Source organism: Microvirga medicaginis, assembly GCF_052658925.1.
In genome coordinates, this window is the sequence record NZ_JBQWEL010000024.1 from 25083 (window position 1) to 47562 (window position 22480).

Annotated in this window: 18 protein-coding genes; 8 read left to right on the forward strand and 10 right to left on the reverse strand. The window is 63.1% G+C overall.

Annotated features, from left to right (window positions below; translation table 11 throughout):
* The first annotated feature begins 40 nt into the window (after positions 1 to 40).
* Positions 41 to 907, forward strand: a complete 867-nt coding sequence (locus tag ACUXUR_RS22665) for a UTP--glucose-1-phosphate uridylyltransferase (protein ID WP_445504617.1) — start codon at positions 41 to 43, stop codon at positions 905 to 907.
* Between the two features lie 50 nt (positions 908 to 957).
* The gene (locus tag ACUXUR_RS22670) at positions 958 to 1953 is read left to right on the forward strand and encodes a KpsF/GutQ family sugar-phosphate isomerase (RefSeq protein WP_445504618.1); all 996 of its coding nucleotides are present in this window, start codon (positions 958 to 960) and stop codon (positions 1951 to 1953) included.
* A gap of 11 nt (positions 1954 to 1964) precedes the next feature.
* Here ACUXUR_RS22670 and ACUXUR_RS22675 read toward each other — a convergent pair whose 3' ends face one another.
* From ACUXUR_RS22675 to ACUXUR_RS22700, 6 genes are all read right to left on the reverse strand, one after another.
* The gene (locus ACUXUR_RS22675) at positions 1965 to 2618 is read right to left on the reverse strand and encodes a glutathione S-transferase family protein (RefSeq protein WP_445504619.1); all 654 of its coding nucleotides are present in this window, start codon (positions 2616 to 2618) and stop codon (positions 1965 to 1967) included.
* 20 nt (positions 2619 to 2638) lie between these two features.
* Complete coding sequence (locus tag ACUXUR_RS22680) at positions 2639 to 3088, reverse strand: NfeD family protein (protein WP_445504620.1); 450 nt, start codon at positions 3086 to 3088, stop codon at positions 2639 to 2641.
* Complete coding sequence (locus ACUXUR_RS22685; RefSeq protein ID WP_445504621.1) at positions 3085 to 4074, reverse strand: SPFH domain-containing protein; 990 nt, start codon at positions 4072 to 4074, stop codon at positions 3085 to 3087. Before ACUXUR_RS22685 ends, ACUXUR_RS22680 begins: the two co-directional genes overlap by 4 nt.
* Before the next feature lie 81 nt (positions 4075 to 4155).
* Positions 4156 to 5217, reverse strand: a complete 1062-nt coding sequence (gene hemH / locus ACUXUR_RS22690) for a ferrochelatase (protein WP_445504622.1) — start codon at positions 5215 to 5217, stop codon at positions 4156 to 4158.
* A 126-nt stretch (positions 5218 to 5343) separates the two neighbouring features.
* The gene (locus ACUXUR_RS22695) at positions 5344 to 7563 is read right to left on the reverse strand and encodes an HWE histidine kinase domain-containing protein (RefSeq protein WP_445504623.1); all 2220 of its coding nucleotides are present in this window, start codon (positions 7561 to 7563) and stop codon (positions 5344 to 5346) included.
* 159 nt (positions 7564 to 7722) lie between these two features.
* On the reverse strand, positions 7723 to 9231 hold the full coding sequence (locus tag ACUXUR_RS22700; RefSeq protein WP_445504624.1) for a bifunctional metallophosphatase/5'-nucleotidase: 1509 nt from the start codon (positions 9229 to 9231) through the stop codon (positions 7723 to 7725).
* A 197-nt stretch (positions 9232 to 9428) separates the two neighbouring features.
* On the opposite strand from ACUXUR_RS22700, the gene ung reads away from it, so the two are divergent.
* Positions 9429 to 10136, forward strand: a complete 708-nt coding sequence (ung, locus tag ACUXUR_RS22705; RefSeq protein ID WP_445504625.1) for a uracil-DNA glycosylase — start codon at positions 9429 to 9431, stop codon at positions 10134 to 10136.
* A 93-nt stretch (positions 10137 to 10229) separates the two neighbouring features.
* Positions 10230 to 11429 (forward strand): amino acid aminotransferase, encoded by a 1200-nt coding sequence (locus tag ACUXUR_RS22710; RefSeq protein ID WP_445504626.1) that lies wholly within the window; start codon positions 10230 to 10232, stop codon positions 11427 to 11429.
* A 270-nt stretch (positions 11430 to 11699) separates the two neighbouring features.
* Here the strand turns inward: ACUXUR_RS22710 and ACUXUR_RS22715 are convergent, their stop codons facing one another.
* Entirely contained in the window at positions 11700 to 15203 is a 3504-nt protein-coding gene (locus ACUXUR_RS22715; RefSeq protein ID WP_445504627.1) for an indolepyruvate ferredoxin oxidoreductase family protein, read from the reverse strand.
* 217 nt (positions 15204 to 15420) lie between these two features.
* Between ACUXUR_RS22715 and ACUXUR_RS22720 the strand changes: the two genes are divergently transcribed.
* From ACUXUR_RS22720 to ACUXUR_RS22730, 3 genes are all read left to right on the forward strand, one after another.
* Complete coding sequence (locus ACUXUR_RS22720) at positions 15421 to 16074, forward strand: DUF1007 family protein (protein ID WP_445504628.1); 654 nt, start codon at positions 15421 to 15423, stop codon at positions 16072 to 16074.
* Positions 16065 to 17087, forward strand: coding sequence for a nickel/cobalt transporter (locus ACUXUR_RS22725; protein ID WP_445504629.1), 1023 nt, complete (start codon positions 16065 to 16067; stop codon positions 17085 to 17087). Before ACUXUR_RS22720 ends, ACUXUR_RS22725 begins: the two co-directional genes overlap by 10 nt.
* 111 nt (positions 17088 to 17198) lie before the next feature.
* Entirely contained in the window at positions 17199 to 17813 is a 615-nt protein-coding gene (locus tag ACUXUR_RS22730) for a YitT family protein (RefSeq protein WP_445504630.1), read from the forward strand.
* 16 nt (positions 17814 to 17829) lie between these two features.
* Here ACUXUR_RS22730 and ACUXUR_RS22735 read toward each other — a convergent pair whose 3' ends face one another.
* Positions 17830 to 19425: a gamma-glutamyltransferase family protein gene (locus ACUXUR_RS22735; RefSeq protein ID WP_445504631.1), complete on the reverse strand. Its 1596-nt coding sequence runs from the start codon at positions 19423 to 19425 to the stop codon at positions 17830 to 17832.
* A 100-nt stretch (positions 19426 to 19525) separates the two neighbouring features.
* Here ACUXUR_RS22735 and ACUXUR_RS22740 point away from each other — a divergent pair, with 100 nt between their 5' ends.
* On the forward strand, positions 19526 to 19762 hold the full coding sequence (locus ACUXUR_RS22740) for a hypothetical protein (RefSeq protein WP_371679239.1): 237 nt from the start codon (positions 19526 to 19528) through the stop codon (positions 19760 to 19762).
* A gap of 2 nt (positions 19763 to 19764) precedes the next feature.
* Here ACUXUR_RS22740 and ACUXUR_RS22745 read toward each other — a convergent pair whose 3' ends face one another.
* The gene (locus tag ACUXUR_RS22745; protein WP_445504632.1) at positions 19765 to 20136 is read right to left on the reverse strand and encodes a DUF1850 domain-containing protein; all 372 of its coding nucleotides are present in this window, start codon (positions 20134 to 20136) and stop codon (positions 19765 to 19767) included.
* The gene (locus ACUXUR_RS22750) at positions 20133 to 22433 is read right to left on the reverse strand and encodes a TRAP transporter permease (RefSeq protein WP_445504633.1); all 2301 of its coding nucleotides are present in this window, start codon (positions 22431 to 22433) and stop codon (positions 20133 to 20135) included. Before ACUXUR_RS22750 ends, ACUXUR_RS22745 begins: the two co-directional genes overlap by 4 nt.
* Positions 22434 to 22480: the final 47 nt, after the last annotated feature.

Sequence of the window (22480 nt, forward strand, 5' to 3'; positions counted from 1 at the left end):
TAGATTGTCCCCCTCTTCCTGCTCAAACATGGCTCGATCGATGAAGCGCATTCGCAAAGCAGTTCTTCCTGTTGCCGGTCTCGGCACCCGTTTCCTTCCCGCAACCAAGGCCGTGCCGAAGGAGATGCTGTGCGTGGTGGACCGCCCCGTGGTGCAGCACGTGGTGGATGAGGCCAGGGCCGCCGGAATTGAGCATTTCATCTTCGTCACGGGCCGCAACAAAGCCGTGATCGAGGATCATTTCGACATCGCCTATGAGCTGAATCAGACCCTTGAGGCGCGTGGCAAGACGAAGGAGCTGGAGCTTCTGGCCAAGGACCAGCCTCAGGCCGGACAGACGAGCTTTACCCGACAGCAGGAGCCGCTGGGCCTGGGCCATGCGGTGTGGTGCGCCCGTGAGCTCGTGGGCGATGAGCCCTTCGCGGTCATTCTCCCGGACATGCTCAGCCGTGGCTCCATGGAGCAGATGATCGCGGCCTACGAGAAGCATGGCGGCAACATCATCGCCGTGGAGCAGGTGCCGGACGACCAGACCCATCAATACGGCATCGTTTCGGTGGGCCAGGAATTCGGCCAGACCTTCGAGATCACCGGCATGGTGGAAAAGCCCCCGAAGGGCACGGCTCCCTCGAACTACATCATCTCCGGCCGTTACATCCTGCAGCCTGGGATCTTCGACCTGCTCTCCACTCAGGAGCGCGGCGCGGGCAACGAGATCCAGCTCACCGACTCGATGATCCGCCTGATGAAGGAGCAGAAGTTCTTCGGCATGAAGTACGAGGGCAAGACCTACGATACGGGTTCGAAGATCGGCTTCCTCATGGCCAACGTGGCCTATGCCCTGGAGCGAGAGGATCTGGGCTCCGCCTTCCGCCAGGAGCTGGAAGCCTTCCTGCGCCAAAAGTAACCACGTTTCAGGGTTACCCATGGCCGCCCCGATATGCTAGAGGGGCGGCCATGGCACTTGCACAGACCCAATCCGCTTCGCCCGACCAAGCTGTCACCTCGGCCCTCCGCACGCTCGAAACCGAGCGCGAGGGCCTGACCATCCTGATGGACGCTATCGGAAACGGGCTCGGCTCGCTCTTCACCGCGGCCGTCGAGACGATTGCTGCCGCCAAGGGCCGGGTGATCGTGACCGGCATGGGCAAGTCCGGCCATGTGGGCCGCAAGATCGCCGCCACCTTCGCCTCCACCGGCACTCCCGCCCATTATGTCCACCCCGCCGAGGCCAGCCACGGCGATCTCGGCATGGTGCAGGCAGAGGACGTGATTCTCGCCCTGTCCTGGTCCGGCGAGACGACGGAGTTGGCCGACATCATCGGCTATGCCAAGCGCTTCCGGGTGCCGCTAATCGCCTTCACCTCGAATGCAGGCTCGACGCTCGGTCAAGCCGCCGACATTTGCCTGGCGCTGCCCAAGGCCAAGGAAGCCTGCCCCAATGGGCTCGCGCCGACCACCTCGACAACCATTCAGCTCGCCTTGGGCGACGCACTCGCCATTGCCTTGCTCGAAAAACGTGGCTTCACGGCGGAGCACTTCCGCGTGTTCCATCCAGGCGGCAAGCTCGGCGCGCGCCTGAAACTGGTGCGCGACATCATGCACAAGGACGAGCGACTGCCAATCGTCGGCGTTGATGCGCGGATGGATCAGGCCATCGAGGAGATCGGCCGCAAGGGCTTCGGCTCGGTGATCGTGGTGAACGCGGACGGCACACTCGCCGGCATCGTCACGGACGGCGATCTGCGCCGCAATCTGCGCCCCGATCTCGGCATCTTGCCGGTCACCGCGATCATGACCCGCACACCGCGCACCATCGCACCGGATGCGCTTCTGGCCACCGCGCTCGAGATCGAGGAAACCGCACGCATCACGGCGCTGATCGTGGTCGAGAACAACAGGCCCATCGGCCTCGTGCATTATCTCGACCTGCTGCGGGCGGGGGTTGCTTAAGTCTTCTCCAATCAATCGCGGTCGGGTGCTCCCGGCGGGAAGAACGGACGATAGGGACGAGCCTCATCCACGGCCTGCGCGAATGACGGGCGGTCGAGCAGTCGCTTGCGATAGGCCCGGGCGTTTGCATGGGTCGCGCCGATGGGATGAACCCAATCGGCATAGAACAGTGCCGGAGCAGCCGCGCAATCGGCCATGCTGAAAGCATCCCCCACCGCCCATTCCCGTCCGCTCATCGCGTGATCGAGCCATGCATAGGCCGTGTCGAGCATTCGCCGTGCTTCGACAACACCATAGGGATCGCGGTCCACCTCTGCGCGGATGTAATCGCCCACGATCCTCTGCATCGGCGTCATGACATAATTGTCGAAGAAGCGATCCATCATCCGTACGTCGAGGGCCGCGCGTGCATTGTCGGGAACGAGCTTCACAGGTCCGGGATGATGGAGTCCGAGATGTTCGATGATGATGCTCGCTTCGACCACCGTCCGCTCGCCATCGATCAGAACCGGGAAGCGCTTGATCGGCCAAAGAGCAGCGAGTTCGGCATTCGCCTTCTCGTTATCGAGCATGCGGTATTCAAAGGGAGTGCCGTTCTCGTAAAGCGCGATGAGAGCCTTCTGGCAATAGGACGAGAAGGGATGCGCATACAGCGTCAAGGCCATGCCTGTTTTACTCCAGTGACTCAGGGGTCGTCGACGACGAGCGTCGAGCCCTCCACGCGAACGACGCGGACCTTGGCCCCCTTGAAGCGATCGGCACCCGTGACGCGCCATGAGCTGTCATCGACGCGGATGCGCCCTTCCCCATCCTTGATCGGCGTTTCCAGCGTGAACACGCGCCCGACAAGGGCCTGTCCGCGTTGATTGAGATGAGAGACCGACGGTTCGGATGGCTCCTTCGAGCGCGTCACGAACCGCCCCAGAATCACCGCCGTCACGGCGAGCAGCGCAAAGAGAATGGAGGCCGCCTGCCAGGAGAGATCGAGTGCCGCATCGAGCAAACCTGTCGCGATGGCCGCCAATCCGAGCCAGAGAAAGAAGACGCCGGGAGCCAGCAACTCGACGCCGATCAGCACGAGTCCGAGGATGATCCAGCTCCAGGCTCCAAGACTGACGAACGCATCGCGGATCATGAGCGCTCCGCTCCCTTCGTCACAGCAGGCACGCTGCGTGGTGCCTTCGAAGCAGCCGCGCTGCCATTGCCACCGAATACGGATTTCGTAAGCTCCGCGATGCCGCCGAGCGTGCCGGCAAGACCGGCTGCTTCGATGGGAACGATCACGACCTTCTGGTTAGGAGCCGTGGCGAGGCTGCGGATCGCATCAATGTATTTCTCCGCGACGATGAAGTTCGCGGCCGCGAGATCGCCGCGCGTGATCGCATCGCTTACCATGGCGGTGGCCCTTGCCTCGGCTTCGGCGAGACGCTCGCGTGCCTCGGCATCGCGGAAGGCTGCTTCCTTGCGGCCTTCCGCCGACAGGATCTGCGACTGCTTCTCGCCTTCTGCCCGCAGGATTTCAGCCTGCCTCAAGCCTTCCGCTTCGAGCACGGCGGCGCGCTTCTCGCGCTCGGCCTTCATCTGACGCGCCATGGCGCCGGCAAGATCCTGCGGCGGGAGAATGTCCTTGATCTCGACACGGGTGACCTTGGCGCCCCAGGGAGATGCCGCCGCATCGACCACGCGCAGCAGCCGCTCGTTGATCTCGTCGCGATGCGACAGGAGCTGATCGAGATCCATGGATCCGACGACCGTGCGGATATTGGTCATGGTCAACACGAGAAGTGCCTGATTGAGATCCGATACCTCATAGGAGGCTCGCGCCGCATCGAGCACCTGGTAGAAGGCGGCTGCATCGATGGTGACGCCCGCATTATCCCGGGTGAAGGCCTCCTGGCTCGGAACGTCGAGCACCTGCTCCATGACGTTCACCCTCTTCCCGATCTGCTCCATATAGGGAATGATCAGGCCGAGGCCCGGCGTGAGCGTGCGTGAATAACGACCGAAGCGCTCCACCGTATAGGCATAGCCCTGCGGCACCGTTCTCACCCCCATCGCAATCGTCACGATGACGACAAGCACGAGAACGATCGCGAAGATATCGAAACCACCAAACAGCATTCAGTCCCCCAGGCAACGGAGTTGCAGGGGCCTAAGCTAGCCGAAAGCGAAGAGGCCGCCTAGAGCGGTAGCCTCTTGTCCTCAGATCCACCCCTGAAGTTCGCGCTCCACGATGTGGTTGATCACGCGCATGCCTTCCGGAGAATCGTTGAGGCACGGCAGATAGACGAATTCCTCGCCGCCATTGTGCATGAAGATCTCGCGGTTCTCGCCGTTGAGCTCTTCCAGCGTCTCCAGGCAATCGGCGGAGAAGCCGGGCGCAACGATCGCCATGTGCTTCACGCCGCTTTTCGCCAAAGCCTCCACGGTCTTGTCCGTGTAGGGCTGAAGCCATTCCGCCTTGCCGAAGCGGGATTGGAAGCTCATGCGGAACCTGTCCTCGGGCCAGCCGAAGGCTTCGCGCATCAGGCGCCAGGTCTTCACGCATTGGCAGTGATAGGGATCGCCTTTGAGCAGGTATTCTTTCGGCACGCCATGGAAGGAGACGAGGATCACTTCCGGCTCGAAGGTGAGCTTGGCGAGTTCCTGCTTCATCGAAGCGACGACGGATTCGATATAGACGGGGTCGTCATGATAGGGCGGCGAGACGCGCACCGTCGGCTGCCAGCGCATGTCCATCAGCGCCCGGAAGGCCTGATCGCAAGCAGTCGCGGAAGTCGCTGCCGCGTATTGCGGATAGAGCGGTACGAGCAGGATGCGGTCGCAGCCCTGATCGAGCAGGGTCTGGATGCGCTCGCGCACCTCGGGCTTGCCGTAGCGCATCGCCCAGTCGACGGTGATCTTGTCGCCGGCGATGCTCCTCAGATGCGCCGTCACCTTCTCCGCCTGATTGCGGGTGATCGTCTTGAGCGGCCCCTCGTCGAGCTCGTTGTTCCAGATCGAGGCGTAGTCGCGGCCCTTGGGCCCGGGGCGCTTGGTGAGAATGATCAGGTTGAGGATCGGCCACCAGAGCAGGCGAGGCGTCTCGATCACGCGCCGGTCGGAGAGAAACTCCTTCAGGTAGCGCCGCATGGGCCAGTAGGTCGTTCCCTCCGGCGTTCCGAGGTTCATCAGAAGCACGCCGATCCGACCCGCCCTCACGGGCGGGTGGTCCACCGGGCGCACGATCTGGCTCGTTCCGGTCACGTTGACACGTTCGTTCATCGACAAAAGACCCTTGCAGCGGGACCAGCGTGGAGCCCGCTCGTTGATGGCGTTCTAGATAGTGACTTTTTGTCTGTTACGCCAATGTGTTCATGTTTCACATTGATGCAGGTCTAACCCTGGCCGTCAGATCGGCGGGCTCAGGTTCGCGGTGGACTTGAGCGGCGCGTCGATGGCGACACGCAGGCCTGCCGGGTCGTAATCGACCTCAACCTTGGCATTGAGCTGTGTCGTCAAGACCCGGTGCAGCAGGCGAGAGCCGAAGCCCTGCCGATCCGGCTGGGACACGCTGGGCCCACCCCGCTCCTGCCAGGTTATCGTGAGACGCTTCTCATCGCCCTCGCCATGCACATCCCACGTCACGGAAACTTTGCCGTTGCGCATGGAGAGAGCGCCATATTTTGCGGCATTCGTCGTCAGTTCGTGAATGGCCATGCCGATAGGCACGGCGATCTCGGAGGGCAGCTCCACGATCGGGCCTTCGAGCGTGATCCGCTCGCCCCGCGCATCGTTGTAGGGTTCGAGCTCCTTCTCCAGGATCTCGCGAAGCGGCGCGGTCTGCCAGAGCGCTTCGGTGAGCAGAGAATGCGTGTTCGCGAGCGAGACGATGCGACCCACGAAGGCTTTGTAGAACTCGTCGATGTTCGAGGTGGAGCGTGCAGTCGCGCCGACCACGGCCTGTACGGTCGCAAGCGTATTCTTCACCCGGTGATGCAGCTCGCGGATGAGAAAGGATTGCTGATTCTGCGCCTGCCTGCGCTCTTCGATCTCATGCTGGGCTTCCTGATAAAGGCGACCGTTTTCGAGTGCGACGGCCGCCTGGGCGGCGAGGCCTGTCACGAGGCGTTCGGCACGTTCCGTGAAAGCTCCTGCCCGCTCATGGGCGAAAAGCAGAAGCCCCTGGATCTGCCCGTTGCGCGAGGAGACGGGAATCGCCATGACGCTGCGCGCTCTGGCGCGATCATGAGAATGAGGAACGACAGAGGCGGCTCCGAACTCGAGATCGTCGGCGATGTCGTCAAACCGGATGCTTCGGCCCTGCTCGAAGACAGCCGTGCAGATCTGGTCGATGGGGAGCTTCGCAAAGGCCGAGCGGGAGCCTCCGGAAGTGTAGAGACCATACTCTTCCGCGCGTGTGCCGGCCGTGGAGGCATCACCTCGGTTGGAGAAATAGGCACCAGCCTGCGCGCCGGTGAGAAGCACCGCCGCCTCGACCACGTTCTCGATCAGCCGGTCCACATCGAGTTCGGCCGCAAGAGCCCGACCCGTTCGGTTCAGCACCTCGAGAGCCGCCGTTTCCGCCTGCAACTCACTGGTGCGCAGCGCCACCTCCTTCTGCAGGAAAGCCTCAGTGGCGGCCTGCTCCCGGAACTGCTGCGAGGCCAGGGCCGTGAGGGCCGCCAGGGCCAGGAACGCAATCAGCGCGAAGGCGCCGTAGAGCTTCATCTGGATGGTCCAGGGACCCCAATAGGCATCATCCGGGATGCTGATATTGATATAGAGTGGCATCTCACCGACCCGGTGGTAGGCTCCGGTTCGCTCTTCCCCATTGCTCAAAAAAGAATAAGTGCCCGCCACGGCATTGCCCGCAATGGCTTGATCGAGAGCGGCCTTGTCGATGGGGAAGAAAGACAGCCCGTCGGAGGATAGCGGGAGCTGCGCGATGATCGCCCCATCGGCAGCACGCACCAAAGTAACCCGGCTGCCCTTCGGCAAGAAGAGCTTGCCCCAATAGGTTTCGAAATAGGAGAGTGCCACGGTAGCCGAGACGATGCCATGGAAGGTGTTATCCTCGCCATTGAGGCGACGGCTGATCATGAAGGTCGGCTGCTTCGTGACCCGCCCGATGATGGGCTCGCCGACGAACAGCCCCTGATCCGACTTGATTTGAGCCTTGAAGGCATCCCGGTCCCCCGCGTTCGAGGGTGGCGTAGGAAACCCCGCAGTTGTCAGGCGCAGGCGGCCTGTCGCATCATTGAGCCAGAGGTTGTCGAAATACGGCAGCGTTTCCTTGATGGTGACCAGGTGCTGCCAATGGGGCTTGGAAGCCTCGATCAGATCCCAGTTGCCCCCTTCGACCAGAACCGCCACCTGCTTCAGGGTGAGGTCGGCGACTTCGAGAAGACGGGCCGTATGATCTGCCAGGAAGTAAGCGTTGCTGGCAATCTCCCGCTCGTTGCGCTGAATCAGGCGGTTGCGCTGTTCCCACGCAATGTAGCCGAAGGTGGTGAGAATGAAGAAAACCCCGAACCAGCCCATGATCAGGGTCAGGCGGCCGCGTGCCAGCAATTGGCGGCGGCGCTTGAAGGACGAGCTAGAACGTTCGGGACGGGGTGAAAATTGCAATGAATGAAGTCGCTTTGATGCTGCGATTCGTTTGAATGGGCGCCAAACATGGCACAGCAAGGGCGAGAGATGGAGAGGGTAAATTATGGCCCCTCCCTCTTGAAAAATAAGCCGCCGAGACCCGCAGCGGGTCTCGGCGAATAAGTGTCGGCCGCCGGATCAGCGCAGGACGATACGGCCCTCGACTTTCGGAGCGACCTTTCCGGCCTTCGCCACGTAGTCGATCACCTGGCTCGCCATGAGCTGGCTGGCCGAGACGTCGATGAGGGACTTGGCGTCCGTGAACACACGATAGCCATCGCCGCCGCGGGCCATGAAGTCGTTGGTGGCGAGCTTGTAGGTCTTGGCCGGATCAAGCGGCTCGCCATTGATCTTCACCGACTTCACGCGGCTGCCCACCGGCTCCTTCAGGTCGACGTCGGCCACGATGCCGGAGACCTGCGGGAAGCGGCCGCCGAGCTCACGCACCTGGCTCACGCCGTTCTCGAGCGCAGCCTTGATCTGCTCGCCCTTGACCTCGAGCAGCACGGTGGTGTTGCCGAAGGGCATCTCCGCCAGAATGTCGCGGCGGGTCAGCTTCTGGCCGGCCTCGTACTGCTTGTCCGCGCGGATGCCGCCGCCATTGGTGATGGCGACGTCGGCACCGACGGAGGCTCTGAGCGCATCGGCGATCAGGTTGCCCATGGCGGCCTCGCCGCCACGAACCGTGGCACGTCGGCTGTCGAGGGGCGTTTCCGTCACGCCGATATCGATGTCGAGCTCCTTGGAGAGCTTGTCCTCGTAGCCCTTCACGACGGCCTCGATCTCCGGATCGGGCTTTACGGTCGCACTGTCCACGATACGGAAGTTCGGCGTCCAGGAGACGGTAACCTTGCCATCCTTCTCCGCCTTCTTCACGGAGAGCTCCGTGATGGTGATGTAGTTGCCCTGCGACTCGGACTCAGTCAGCGTCACCTTGCCGTCGTAGAAGGCGAGCAGGTGCTCGTCATGGCCGCCGATGATCACGTCGACGCTGGCGGAGCGGGCGATGATCATGTCGACTTCCAGCGGCGTGTGGGCGATGGCGACCACGATGTCCGCACCCTTCGCCCGCAGTTCCTTCGCCTTGGCACGCGCTGTGTCGATGGTGGAGGAGAACTTGATGTTGCCTGGGCTCGAGGCGATGGGCGTATCCTCGGTGGTGAGGCCGAAGAAGCCGATCTTGACGCCCTGCACCTCGATCATCTTGTCGGGCTTGGTGTTCTCAGGGAGACCGTTGCCGTCGACGATGTTGGTGGCCAGCACGTCGAACTTGGCCTCCTTCATGCGAGCGCGGAAAGCGTCGGGGCCGAGATCGAACTCGTGGTTGCCCGGCGTCATGGCATCCACGCCCATGCGGTTCAGAATGTCGATCACATGCGCGCCCTTGTCGAAGCCCGACAGGAGCGAGGGGGAGATGGTGTCGCCGGCATGAACGAAGAAGGCATTGCCCTTCGCCTTCTCCTCCTTGATCACCGTGGCCAGCTTGGCGAAACCGCCGCGGCCCTTCTCAGGCGCCATGCGGTCGATGTCGTTGGTCTGGACGAAGCGGATGGTCACGGCTTCCTGCGCCAGGGCGGTGCCGGACAAGAGCAGGGACAATCCAAGGAAACCGGCGCGAAGGGCAGTGGAAGATCGGCTAGTCAACATCGTCAAAGGTCCTCATTTCGGGCGGCGCCCACAGCGAGAGGCGTGGAGCCCAGGCCGGAAACGTGTCACAGAAGTAACATTCTGTCGATGTCCTCGGCGCCCAGATGCTCGGCATGAGGTGATGCCATTTTCATCCATCTGGTCTAGAGAGCTTGCAGCGCATCAATGCTGCATCTCTTCACGAGGCGTTGCTTCCCATGACCGGCCCCATCGCCCAAGCCCTTGCCAAGTTCAGCCGCAACAAGCGGGCCGCCGCGTGGCTCAAGCTGCCCTTCTTCCAGGACGGCAGCGCCGACCGCGTGGCCGAGAGGGTCGACGCGGTGATTGCCGCGGGCGGTCATGTCCTGCCCCCTCCGGATCTCGTCTTTTCAAGCCTGACACTCACGCCCCTCGACGAGGTGAAAGTTGTCATCCTCGGCCAGGATCCCTACCCGACGCCCGGCGATGCCCATGGCCTCGCCTTCTCCTATCGCGGATCGCGACGGCTGCCCGCATCTTTGCGCACGATTCTCGCCGAGATGGCGGCGGATCTGGATGTGCCCATGCCGAAATCCGGCGACCTGACGAAATGGGCCGAGCAGGGCGTGCTGCTTCTCAACACGGCCCTGACGGTGGAGAAGGGCAAGTCCGGCGCTCATATGAGGTTCGGATGGTCGGAACTGGTCGATCAGGCCGTTACCGCGATCTCCGAGCGGCGATCTGCCGTGGTCTTCCTGCTGTGGGGCGGGCCCGCCCGGAAACGTGCCGCACTCGTCGACCGGAAGAAGCATCTCATCGTTGAGGCGGGACACCCCTCTCCGCTCAACCGCCTCAACGATTTCAAAGGCACCCGCCCCTTCAGCCGCGCCAATGCCTGGCTCGTCAAGAAGGGCCTGGAGCCGGTGGATTGGCGGCTCGACACCTGAACGACCTTGCCGGGGGACTGCCTAAGGGGTAGGTCTCTCGCGAAACAACGATGCTCTCGCGAAGCACATACCGCGATGAGCCTGGAGATCAGCATGGCGGAATCATTGTTTGGACGCGTCGAAGCCTTCGCGGGCGACCCGATCCTGTCGCTCAACGACAGCTTCAAGACCGATCCCCGGAGCGAAAAGGTCAATCTCAGCATTGGCGTCTACACGGATGAGAAAGGCCGCATTCCTGTGCTGGGCTCGGTGAAAGCTGCCTATGAGCGCATCGGCTTTGCCGAGCGGCCCTATCTTCCGATGGAAGGTCACCCCGGCTATCGCGAGGGCGTGCAGAAGCTGATCTTCGGCGACAATCACCCGGCCCGCGAGGCGAAGCGTATCGCCACGATCCAGACCATCGGCGGCACGGGCGCGGTCGGCATCGCAGCCGACTTCCTGGCCAAGCACTGCCCCGGCCGCACCGTTCTCGTCAGCGATCCGACCTGGGAGAACCATCACGGCCTGTTCCAGCGCGCGGGCTTCAAGACGACAACCTATCCTTATTGGAACCGCGCCACCAAATCCGTTGATTTCGACGGAATGGTGAAAGCACTGGAGGCTGCTGATTCCGGTTCCATCGTGATTCTTCAGCCCGTCTGCCACAACCCGACCGGCGTCGATCTCGATGAGAAGCAGCAGGCTGCCGTCACGGATGTGCTGGTCGCCAAGCGCCACATCGTCGTGTTCGACATGGCCTATCAGGGCTTCGGCACGAGCCTCGATGCGGATGCCGCTTTCGTGCGCCGGTACGCGGAGCGCGCCAGCTGCCTCATCGCCAATTCCTTCTCGAAGAACTTCTCGCTCTATGGCGAGCGCTGCGGTGGCCTGAGCGTCGTCTGCCAGGACAGCGACGAGGCGGAGCGCGTGCTGGGCCAGCTGAAGCTCGCCGTGCGCCGCAGCTATTCGAGTCCGCCGATGATGGGCGGCCTCCTCGTCGCCACCGTTCTCGGCAACGACGACCTTCGTGCCCAGTGGATCCGCGAGGTCGATGAGATGCGCACCCGCATGGATTTGGTGCGCAAGCTTCTCGCCGAGCACATCCGCGCCCTGTCCAACGAAGTCGACGTGGGCTTCCTCACGAACCAGCGTGGCATGTTCAGCTACACGGGGCTCTCCGGACAGCAGGTCGACACCATGCGCGAGCGGGACGGTGTCTACCTCGTCGGTTCGGGCCGCATGTGCGTGGCGGGCCTCAACGAGGAGAACGTGCCGAAGGTCGCAAAGAGCTTCGTGGAAGTGAGCCAGGCGTAAGCTTCAACAACGTCACTCCATTCATCATGCCCGGCTATATGCCGGGCATTTTTCGTTTCCGCTTCTTTCACCCTCATCCTGAGGTGCAGCCGTGAGGCTGCGTCTCGAAGGAGGATCCAGAGAGCACTGGATCCTCCTTCGAGACGGTCGCGGTGCGACCTCCTCAGGATGAGGACTGTGAATGTGAAAAGGCGGTGGCCGGGACTGATCCCCGGATCAAGTCCAGGAACGGCCAAGACATGAAAGTGCGAGGCGTCCGAGTAATGCTCCTTACTCCGCCGCAATCGGCAATGGCTGCTGCGGCTCGGCGCGGAACTTGGCAAGCAGCTCCGCCTCTTCCGCCTTCGCGATTTTAAGGTTTCGCTCCTTGATGTGGCCGAAACCGCGGATCTTCTGCGGAATGGTGGCGAGGCCCACGGCAATCGCGTGATTGTCTGCGTTGAGCTTTGCCACGATCTCACTGACGCGTCCCTCGAACTCGCGGATGAGTTCGCGTTCGGTGCGGCGCTCGTGCGTGTAGCCGAAGACATCGAGCGGCGTGCCACGCAAGCTCTTGAACTTCGCCAGAACCCGCATGGCCTTCATCATCCACGGGCCGAAGCTCATCTTCTTGGGCAGACCGCTGGCCGGATCCTTCTTGGCCAGAATGGGCGGAGCCATGTGGAATTCGTAACGCAGGTTCTCGCCCTCGAAAGCCGAGGCGACCTGGCGCTCGAAGTGACCACTCGTGTAGAGACGGGCCACCTCGTACTCGTCCTTGTAGGCCATGAGCTTGAAGAGCGAGCGCGCCACCGCATCGGTCAGCGCGGTCGAGTCCGGAACGGCCTTTCCTTCAGCCTCGCGCACACGCTGAACGTATGTGCGATAACGTTTGCCATAGCGCTTGTTCTGATACTCGTTGAGGAACGTCACGCGCCGCTCGATCACCTCGTCCAGGGTCTTGGAGATCTTCAGCTCGTCGTTCGGCGCCTTCAGCTCGCTCATCATGGTCGCAATCAGCTCAGGCTCTGCCGCCGCGCGGCGGCCCCAGGTGAAGGCGGACAAATTCATCTTCACCGCTTCGCCGTTGAGTTCGATCGCCTTCTCGATGGCCTGAGCCGACAGCGGCACATGGCCAGCCTGATAGGCATAGCCCAGCATGAACATGTTGGCCGCGATCGAATTGCCGAGAAGCGCAGTGGCAATCGCCGTCGCATCCACGAAGGCTGCGCCGTTCTCACCGGCAGCCCCCTTGATCGCGCGTTTCAGGCGCTCGGTGGGCAGCGAGAAATCGGCATTGCGCGTGAACTCGCCGGGCATTACCTCCGCCGTGTTCACGACAAGCGCGGTTTGCCCCTGCTTCACGGAGGCCAGCACTTTCTTCGTGCCCGTCACCACGAGATCGCAGCCGAGGACAAGGTGTGCCGATTCCGCGCTGACGCGGATGGCGTGGATGTCTTCCTGTTTATTGGCCAGGCGCACATGGCTGTAGACAGCGCCGCCTTTTTGCGCGAGGCCGGCCATGTCGATCATGCCCATGCCCTTGCCTTCGAGATGCGCCGCCATGCCGAGGATCGCGCCGATGGTCACGACACCCGTGCCGCCCACACCGGTCACGATGACGTTAAAGGTGCGGTCGATGGCGGGGATCGCCGGATCGGGCAGCTTCGTGAGCGTCATGCCATCCGTCGAGAGCGTCTCCGGCACCGCCTTCTTGATCTTGGCGCCGTGTACCGTCACGAAGGACGGGCAGAAGCCCTTCACGCAGGAGAAGTCCTTGTTGCAGTTCGACTGGTCGATCTGGCGCTTGCGGCCGAACTCGGTCTCGACCGGCTGCACGGCCACACAGTTCGACTGCACGGAGCAGTCGCCGCAGGCCTCGCAGACGAGATCGTTGATGATGACGCGCTTGTCCGGATCCGGGAACTCGCCGCGCTTGCGGCGGCGGCGCTTCTCGGAGGCGCAGGTCTGATCGTAGATCATCACCGTGACGCCCGGGATCTGCGACAGCTCGCGCTGCACATTATCCAATTCGTCGCGGTGATGGATCGTCATGCCGGCAGGCCAGCGGATGTCTTTCGGATATTTGTGCGGCTCGTCGGTGACGAGAGCGATCCGCTCCACGCCCTCCTCGCGCACCTGACGGGCGATCATGTCGACGGTGAGCCTGCCCTCGTGCGGCTGCCCGCCGGTCATCGCGACGGCGTCGTTGAAGAGGATCTTGTAGGTGACGTTGGTCTTGGTATCGACCGACCAGCGCAGGGCCAGAATGCCGGAATGGTTGTAGGTGCCGTCGCCGAGATTCTGGAACACGTGATCGCGCGTGGAGAACGGCGCTTCGCCGATCCAGTTTGCGCCCTCTCCGCCCATCTGCGTGAAGCCATCGGTGGAGCGGTCCATCCACTGCACCATGTAATGACAGCCGATGCCCGCATAGGCGCGCATGCCCTCGGGCACCTTGGTCGAGGTGTTGTGCGGACAGCCGGAGCAGAAATGCGGCACGCGGGTCGCCACGTCGTTGGTGGCCTTCAGCACCTCCTGCGCGTGACGAAGACGCGCCACACGGCCGCGCAGATCGTCGTTGTTGTGGTACTGGAGAAGACGCTCGCCGATGACGATGGCGATATCGTTCGGATCGAGTGCGCCCTTGACGGGGAAAAGCCAGTTGCCGCCCTCATCCTTCTTGCCGATGCAGAGCGGCTGGTTGGCGGTGCCGTAAAGCTCCTCGCGCAGCTGCACTTCAATCAGGGAGCGCTTCTCCTCGACGACGATGACCTTGTCGAGACCCTGCGCGAATTCAAGCAACTCGCGCTGCGAGAGTGGCCAGGGGCACGCAACCTTGTAGAGGCGAAGACCCATGTCGTTCGCCTTCACCTCGTCGAGACCGAGTTCGTCGAGCGCCTGGCGTACGTCGAGATAGGACTTGCCGACCGTGATCACGCCGATCTTCGCGTTGCGGCCGCCTGATAAAATGATGCGGTTGAGGTTGTTGGCGCGCACGAACGCCAGCATCGCGTCGCGCTTGAAGTCCTGAAGGCGCGCCTCCTGATCGAGCACGCCGTCGCGGGCGCGAATGTTGAGCCCGCCGGGCGGCATGGTGAAGTCATCGGGCATGACGATCTTCACGCGGTCGAGCGAACCGTCCACGGAGGCGGTGGACTCGATGTTGTCCTTCACGCACTTGAACGCGACCCACGTGCCGCAGAAGCGGCTCATGGCGTAACCATAGAGACCGTAGTCGAGGATCTCCTGAACGCCTGCCGGGTTCAGGATCGGGATCATCACGTCGACAAAGTGGAATTCGGACTGATGCGCGACAGTCGACGACTCGGCCGTGTGGTCATCGCCCATCAGCGCGAGCACGCCGCCATGCTTCGAGGAACCGGCCATGTTGGCGTGGCGGAACACGTCGCCGGAGCGGTCGACGCCCGGGCCCTTGCCGTACCAGAGGCCGAACACGCCGTCATACTTGCCGTCGCCGCGGATCTCGGCCTGTTGCGCCCCCCAGACGGCGGTGGCCGCCAGCTCCTCGTTGAGACCGGGCTGGAAAACGATGTTCGAGGCTTCAAGCCATTTCCGGGCCCGCCAGAGGTTCTGGTCCAGGCCGCCGATGGGCGAGCCGCGATAGCCGGAGACAAAGCCTGCCGTGCTGAGGCCTGCCAGCCTGTCCCGCTCGCGCTGCATCAGCAGCATGCGGATGACGGCCTGCGTGCCCGTGATGAACACGTGATCCTTGGTGAGATCGTACTTGTCGTCGAGCGTAACGCTACGAAGCGCCACATGACCTTCGGCCATGCCGTTCCTCCTTGGAGCCCTCTCGCCCCGTTTGCCGGTTACCCGGTTCTTATCGATTTTTGAATTTACGTCAGCAATGCTGACATAATTACCGGAGCCCGTCAATCAAGCGAGCTGGCTCTTGGCCTTCGTTTCGCCTCCATTAACCATGATGCGTCTAGATATTGTTCTCTTAGCTTCCGCATGTCCCTGGAAGCGCTGCTGTTACAGTCGACACATGAAACGCCGCCCTGGTCTCACGCTCTGCCTCGCCACCCTGCTGACGGGCTTCAGCCTGCCTGCCTTCGCGCATCCCCATGTGTGGATCAGCGCCAGGGCCGAGGTGGTCTTCGCCCCCGACGGCAAGGTCACGGGCATCCGCCATCACTGGACCTTCGACGAGGCCTATACGGCCTACGTGACCCAGGGGCTCGACAAGAACAATGACGGCAAGCTCTCCCCGGAGGAGTTGCAGGATCTGGCGAACGAGAACGCCGCCGGCCTTACCGAATTCGACTATTTCACGACCCTGAAGGTGAAGGGAAAGCCTCAAGGATTCGGCGAGCCGCGGGAAGCCCGCATGACGATGGAGAAGCCCCAGCAGGTCGCCCTCTCGTTCCTGCTGCCCTTGAAGGCTCCGACCTCGGTCTCCGGAGCTCTCGCCATCGAGATCGATGATCCGACCTTCTTCGTCTATTTCAGCCTCACGGACCAATCCGCTGTGACGCTCGCCAATGCGCCTCAAGGCTGCATCACGAGCATCGCCAAGGCCAAGGCGCTCGATGCCACCATGCAGAAGATTCTGCAGGACGAGGGGGCGATCCAGGCCGCGCCGCCAAACGCGAATTTCAGCGTCGAGTATTCCAACAAGGCCATCATCGCATGTCCGTGAGCTCGGCTCCCCTCACCTCTCCGGCCTCCGGCCGGGCACGGTTCTGGCAGCGGCTTGGCCTGATGGTTGCGGCGGTCGCCATCATGGCCGCCGCCATGGCACTGCTCGCATTCTGGATCGGCCCTGTCAGTGCGCCTCCACCCCGCAGCCCCTTCGGCATGGGAATCCGGGAGGCCGCTCCTTCCGGTAATTTCGGCGCCTGGATCCTCTCCATCCAATCCGGCTTCTATGCGAGCCTCCAGGCGAGCGTGCGCGCATTGAAGGAGAGTGGCGCAGCCCTGGGCTCCCTTCTCTTCGTCGGCTTCGCCTATGGCGTCTTCCATGCGGCGGGCCCGGGGCACGGCAAGAGCGTGATCTCGGCCTATCTGATGGCCGACGAGAAGGCGCTGCGCAAAGGCTTTCTCTTGAGCTTTGCCGCCGCCCTGGTGCAGGCGCTCGTCGCGATTGCCATCGTCGGCACGGTGAGCCTCGCTTTGCGCGCCACCGCTTCCACCATGAACAAGCTCGCCATGAACGTGGAGCTCGTGAGCTTCATCGCCGTTGCCCTGCTCGGGCTTGCGATCACGTGGCGCAAGAGCGGCAAGGTGCTGGGCGTGCTGGCGCTCGCACGCAATCCTCTGGCTCCGGCGCAGGACGAGAGCTGCGATCATGTGCACATGCCGCCGCCCGAGGAGCTTAACCGCCTCACCCGCTGGCGCGACATGGCGGGCGTGGCGATTGCCGCCGGCATTCGCCCCTGCGCCGGGGCCCTCATCGTGCTCGTCTTCTCGCTGGCGCAGGGTCTTTTCGCAGCCGGAATCGCCGCCACCTTCGCCATGGCGCTCGGCACGGCGCTTACCACCAGCGCCATCGCGGCGGTTGCGGTCTTTGCCAAGACGCTGGCGCTGAGATTGGCGGGCGGACGTGGAGCGACGGGTGCCATCGCTATCGCAGGCATCGAGCTTCTGGCCGCCGCCTTCGTTCTGGTTCTGGGAGCGAGTCTCCTCATCGGCCTCTGGAGCCAGGGGCTCTGACCTGAGGATTGCAAGGAGCGCAACGCTTTCGACACGTTTCTTCGTTTCGATGCGTTGTGGCACCTCAGAAGGCCCGCTATAGCTCCGCCGAGCAGGCACAGGGGCAAGAGCGTGTCCAATCCTTCTTCACCAAGCGCGCATCGACTTTATGAAGACATCTCGGCCGGGCTCACCGGCACCTTGATGGTCGCGCTCGGCGTGACGCTCTACACGAAAGCAACGCTCCTCACCGGCGGCACGGCGGGCCTCGCGCTGCTCCTGCAATATGCCACGCAGCTCGATTTCGGCCCCCTCTTCTTTGCCATCAATCTGCCCTTCTACGGGCTCTCCATTCTGCGCATGGGCTGGAAGCTCACGTTGCGCACGTTTCTCGCCGTACTCCTCGTGTCGTACCTCTCGAAGTTCACGCCCGGCTGGCTCGGGATCGAGCATCTCAATCCGATCTATGCGGCGGTGATGGGCGGCGTGCTGATGGGCGTCGGCCTTCTCGTCCTCTTCCGGCACCGCACGAGTCTCGGCGGCATCAACATCCTCGCGCTCTATGCACAGGAGCGCTACAACATCCGCGCGGGCTATGTGCAGCTCGGCATCGACGCGGTGATCCTGCTCTCGTCGCTCTTCGTGATCGAGTACGACAAGGTCGCGCTCTCCCTCGTCGGCACTGCGGTGCTCAACCTCATCCTCGCGACCAATCACCGGCCCGGTCGCTACATGGGCGTCAGCTAGTTCGGACGTGAGCTGATCACAATCCGAGCGAGCCGCCATCCGAGCGCGGATCGTGCACCGCCTCGACGCGGCCGTTGCGCGGGTGTTTCACCAGCATGCCCGCATGGCCCATCATGTCCGCATAAGGCTTGGCCAGCTCCTCGACCGGATGGCCGTAGCCCGAGAGCGCACGCAGCAGGCTCGGATCGAAGCGGTTCTCGACCTTCAGCGTTGCGGAGGGCTCCTTCCATCTCTTGCCGAAGAGCCAGCGCGGCGCATCGATGGCATCCGCGAGGCTCATGCCGAAATCGGCGTAACGCGTGAAGATCTGGCCCAGAATCTGCGGCTGTCCCTCGCCGCCCATGGTGCCGTAGGAGAGCACACGCCCGTCGTTGAACACGGCGAGACCGGGCGTCAGCGTATGGAAAGGTTTCTTGCCCGGCGCCAGGGCTTTCAGGCTCTTCGGATCGAGCGAGAAGCTGAAGCCCCTGTTGTGCCAGTGAATGCCCGTCGTCGGCAGCACGCAGCCCGAACCGAAGCTCCAGTACACCGACTGGATGTAGGAGACCGCCAAGCCATCCTTGTCGATGCAGCCCATCCAGATCGTGTCGCCGTCCGCCGGGCGCGGCGGATAGGGTCCGGCGCGGCGCGCCTCGATCATCGCCGCCTCCTTCTCGAACACGGCAGGGTTAAGAAATGAGGCCGGATCGAGCGTGATGTCGCGCGGATCCGTGACGACCTTGTCGCGGATGGCAAAGGCGCGCTTCGCCGCTTCGATCAGCCCATGATGGTGCTCGGGCGTCTCGCCATGCTTCACATCGAGCCGATGAAACAGGCCGAGCATCAGCAACGTGGCAAGACCCTGGCTCGGAGGCGGCATGTTGTAGACGGTTGAATGCCTCAGCTCCACGGAGAGCGGCTTCACCACGCGGGCCTGATAGGCCTCGACGTCCTTGCGCGTGATGGGGCTGCCGATCCGCTCCAGGTCCGCCGCGATCTCCCGCCCCACATCGCCACGATAGAAATCGGCAAAGCCAGCATGGGCGAGCTGTTCGAGGGCGTCCGCGAGCTTGAGGGAACGCCGCGTCTCGCCCGCAGACGGCAGCTTGCCATCCTTGAGAAAGGCCTCGGCGAAGCCGGGAGCGGCGAAGAGTGCGGCCTCCTCCAGCAGGGGATTACGCCCCTCGGCGGCGCCGATCCTGTAACCCTCGCGGGCAAGGCGGATCGAATCGGCCAGCAGCATGTCGCGCGGCAGCTGCCCGCCGAGCGCCTTGGCCAATTCCAGCGCCAGGCCCCAGCCGCTCACGGCTCCCGCGACGGTGAGTGCCGCATCGGGCCCGCGTGGGGGAATGCTGTCATAGCCCTTGTCCCGATAGCGCTTGATGGTGGCGAGCGACCCGGCAGGTCCCGAGGCGTCGAGGGCATGCACGCGGCCATGAGGCTCCCGCACCAGCCAGAACCCATCGCCGCCTAAGCCGTTCATGTGCGGATAGACGACGGCAACGGTGGCGGCCATGGCGACCATGGCCTCCACGGCGTTCCCGCCCGCAGCCAGAATGGTCTGGCCGGTCTCGGCGGCGAGCATATGGGGAGCGGCGACGGCGGCAGTCGAGAATACAGGGGTTTCGGGCATGTCTCTTCGATGGAGGCGTCAGAAGGGATTTCTAAGCAAAACTTGCACCGGAGGGGGCGTTTAGGGTAGTCCCTTCCGGCAAAGAATGGAGTACGTGACCGTGGCTCAGGCGAAAAGCACCAACTGGCGCAACCTCATCACCGTGATCAGCATCATGATTCTGGTCGGTGCGGAGGTGTTCGGCGTGGCGATCTCCGCCGGCTGGGCCATCGCGGGCCTCTTCGAGCTGGGCCACATCGTGGGCTATGCCCTCATGGGCCTCTTCAGCCTGCTCGCAGCCTACTTCCTCGTGAACCTCTGGCGCCGCTGCGTCGCCGTCGAGCCCCTGGCCGAGTAAGCTCACGGGCTTTCCTTACAAACCTCCATCACGACCGGATCGGCCTGGGGCGGCACATAGGCCTCCATGGGGCGGCACTGCCCCTCGATGCAGATCCGCCAATCCGCCGTGGCGCCCGAGCGGCGCATGACCACCTCCGCCTGAGGCTGCAGGTTCGGCTTCCACACGTAAGATCCATTGACGAGCCGCGCGTCCGGCGGCGGCTCCATCCCGGCGCCCGAGCCCTTCACCCGCGCTTCCATCAGTTCGAGCCCCGCAGGCGTGGCGCGCCAATCCTCCTCCCACGCGATCTTCTCGACCGAGTGCGTCCAGGCAAGGGTCATCGCGCCAGCCATGAGCGGCGCGATGACCTTGCCCGCGACCAGGCAGATCATGAGCGGGCCGCGACCGTCGAGGCCGTCCGGCGTGAGCGCCAGAAATGGAAGCCGAAAACGAGCACGGTGAGGACGAAGCCGATCTCATCTGTGACCGGCAAGGCCAGCACCAGGAAGGCCGCTGCAACGGCGGCAGCAAGGCGCTCCCACCAGGGCATCTTCGCATTGAGATAGCCGACGGAGGCCGCGCCCCAAAGTACCACGGCAAGACCAGCTTTCACGACCATATAAGCGACGTTCGCCCAATAGGCAGCGCCGGAAAGGCCCGCCACGGGCTGCATCATGAGAGCAGGATCGTAAACAGCCATGTAGGGAATGACGAATCCGGGCAGCGCGATGCGCAAAGCCTGGAATCCGATCTTGAAACCCGATGCTTTCGCAATGGGAGCCGCTGCGAAGGCCGCGAGCGCCACCGGCGGCGTAAGGTCCGCCATGATGCCGAAATAGAACACGAACATGTGCGAGACGATGAGCGGCACGCCCAAGGTCAGCAGTGCAGGTGCGGCGAGAGACGACGTGATGATGTAGTTCGGGATCGTCGGGATGCCCATGCCGAGAATGAGGCTCACGAACATGGTGAGCACCAGCGACGTGATCAGCGAGTCGCGTCCGATGGACACCACCCAGTTACCGAAGATCGTGCCGACGCCAGTCAGTGTCATCGTACCGATCACGATGCCGACGACCGCGCACGCCAAGCCGACAGGCAGCGCCTGACGCGCACCATCGGCAAGAGCATCGCGACAGGCTTCCAGCGTTTCAGGACCACCGCGCACGAACAGGCTCAGGAGCACGAGAGCCGCGACGAGAACGAGCACGAGCGTCACGCCAGCCCAGAGGAACGCTGCCGCCAGAAGGCCAAGCCCGATCCAGAACACGAGGCGCACCGTCTCGTTCACGAGGCCCAGGGCGAGTGCACCCGCAAGGATCAGCACGACGGTGAGGGCAAGGCCGATGGAGCCTGCGAACAGCGGCGTATAGCCGGAGAAGAGCAGATAGACGAGAACTGCGAGCGGCAGGATGAGATGCCACTTCTCCTTCAGCGCGCGCGCTGCGCTCGGCAGTTCGGATCTCGCAAGCCCCATGAGCCCGGAGCGACCGGCTTCGAGATGGACGGCGAGGAAGGCGGACGCATAATAGAGAATGGCCGGAATGATCGCGGCCTTCACGATCTCGACATAAGGCACGTCGATGGTCTCGGCCATGATGAAGGCGACCGCGCCCATGACCGGCGGCATGATCTGGCCACCCATGGACGCTGTGGCTTCGACGCCGCCTGCGAACTCCGCCTTGTAGCCGAAGCGCTTCATGAGCGGGATGGTGAACTGGCCCGTGGAGACGACGTTCGCGACACCCGATCCCGAGATCGTACCCATGAGCGCGGACGAGAAGACGGCGACCTTCGCCGGCCCACCGCGCGCTCCGCCGAACAGGCCCATGGCCACGTCGGTGAAGAGCTGAATCATGCCAGCACGCTCAAGGAACGCACCGAAGAGGATGAAGAGGAAGATGTAAGTCGCGGAAACGAGGGTGGGCGTTGCGTACAGCCCCTCGGTGCCGAAGGACATATGCTCGACCACCTGCTCCAGCGAATAGCCGCGATGATCGAACGGTGCGGGCAGATAATTACCGAACAGGCAATAAGCGAGAAAGATCCCGGCGACGATGGGAAGCGCGGGCCCCATGACGCGCCACACGAGATAAAACAGAACCGCAATGGCCGCGATGCCGACCACGAGATCGGATTGCGTCAGTTCGCCTGAGCGGGCCACGAGCTGCTCGTAGAGGGCCCAGTGGTAGACGCCGATACCAAAGCCGATGAGACCGACGATCCAGCCAAGCGCAACGGTGACGGGATTGCGTGCCTTATGGTTCGCGAGCATCGCGCCCGCGACGAGGCAGAGGAATCCCACATGCAGCGCACGCACCACCTGGCTCGGCAAGCTGCCGGGAAACTTGAAGATGAGCAGGTAGGTAACGGCGAGTGAGACAAGCGCCAAGGCGCCATTGATCACATTGCGGCCCTTGAGGCTCAGAAAGACGAGCCATCCGGCCCAAGCCACTAAGGCTGCACCGATCAGATAAATGATCGACACGCCACCGAAAAGCGGATGGTCGAGCGGGATGCCGAAGGCCGTAACGATCTGAAAAGTCGAGAAGGCCACCGCTATCCAGAACAGGAGCGTGCCCAGAACACCTTCGCCGAAATTCTCCGGCAGGCCGTGCTCAGGATTGGCTGGCGGCGTGGACGGCTGCTCCAATGTTGCGATCTCGGATGCATTCATGCCGTGGCTCATCTGCGCCCTCTCCTTGATGAATTGTTCTTCTTGTCATGCAAAAAGCC

Bases quoted from the DNA above. Each gene is read 5' to 3' on its own strand.
- ACUXUR_RS22665 (WP_445504617.1), top strand. From the start codon at position 41: ATGAAGCGCATTCGCAAAGCAGTTCTTCCTGTTGCCGGTCTCGGCACC.
- ACUXUR_RS22670 (WP_445504618.1), top strand. From the start codon at position 958: ATGGCACTTGCACAGACCCAATCCGCTTCGCCCGACCAAGCTGTCACC.
- ACUXUR_RS22675 (WP_445504619.1), bottom strand. From the start codon at position 2,618: ATGGCCTTGACGCTGTATGCGCATCCCTTCTCGTCCTATTGCCAGAAG.
- ACUXUR_RS22680 (WP_445504620.1), bottom strand. From the start codon at position 3,088: ATGATCCGCGATGCGTTCGTCAGTCTTGGAGCCTGGAGCTGGATCATC.
- ACUXUR_RS22685 (WP_445504621.1), bottom strand. From the start codon at position 4,074: ATGCTGTTTGGTGGTTTCGATATCTTCGCGATCGTTCTCGTGCTTGTC.
- hemH (WP_445504622.1), bottom strand. From the start codon at position 5,217: ATGAACGAACGTGTCAACGTGACCGGAACGAGCCAGATCGTGCGCCCG.
- ACUXUR_RS22700 (WP_445504624.1), bottom strand. From the start codon at position 9,231: ATGTTGACTAGCCGATCTTCCACTGCCCTTCGCGCCGGTTTCCTTGGA.
- ung (WP_445504625.1), top strand. From the start codon at position 9,429: ATGACCGGCCCCATCGCCCAAGCCCTTGCCAAGTTCAGCCGCAACAAG.
- ACUXUR_RS22710 (WP_445504626.1), top strand. From the start codon at position 10,230: ATGGCGGAATCATTGTTTGGACGCGTCGAAGCCTTCGCGGGCGACCCG.
- ACUXUR_RS22715 (WP_445504627.1), bottom strand. From the start codon at position 15,203: ATGGCCGAAGGTCATGTGGCGCTTCGTAGCGTTACGCTCGACGACAAG.
- ACUXUR_RS22720 (WP_445504628.1), top strand. From the start codon at position 15,421: ATGAAACGCCGCCCTGGTCTCACGCTCTGCCTCGCCACCCTGCTGACG.
- ACUXUR_RS22725 (WP_445504629.1), top strand. From the start codon at position 16,065: ATGTCCGTGAGCTCGGCTCCCCTCACCTCTCCGGCCTCCGGCCGGGCA.
- ACUXUR_RS22735 (WP_445504631.1), bottom strand. From the start codon at position 19,425: ATGCCCGAAACCCCTGTATTCTCGACTGCCGCCGTCGCCGCTCCCCAT.
- ACUXUR_RS22745 (WP_445504632.1), bottom strand. From the start codon at position 20,136: ATGATCTGCCTGGTCGCGGGCAAGGTCATCGCGCCGCTCATGGCTGGC.
- ACUXUR_RS22750 (WP_445504633.1), bottom strand. From the start codon at position 22,433: ATGAGCCACGGCATGAATGCATCCGAGATCGCAACATTGGAGCAGCCG.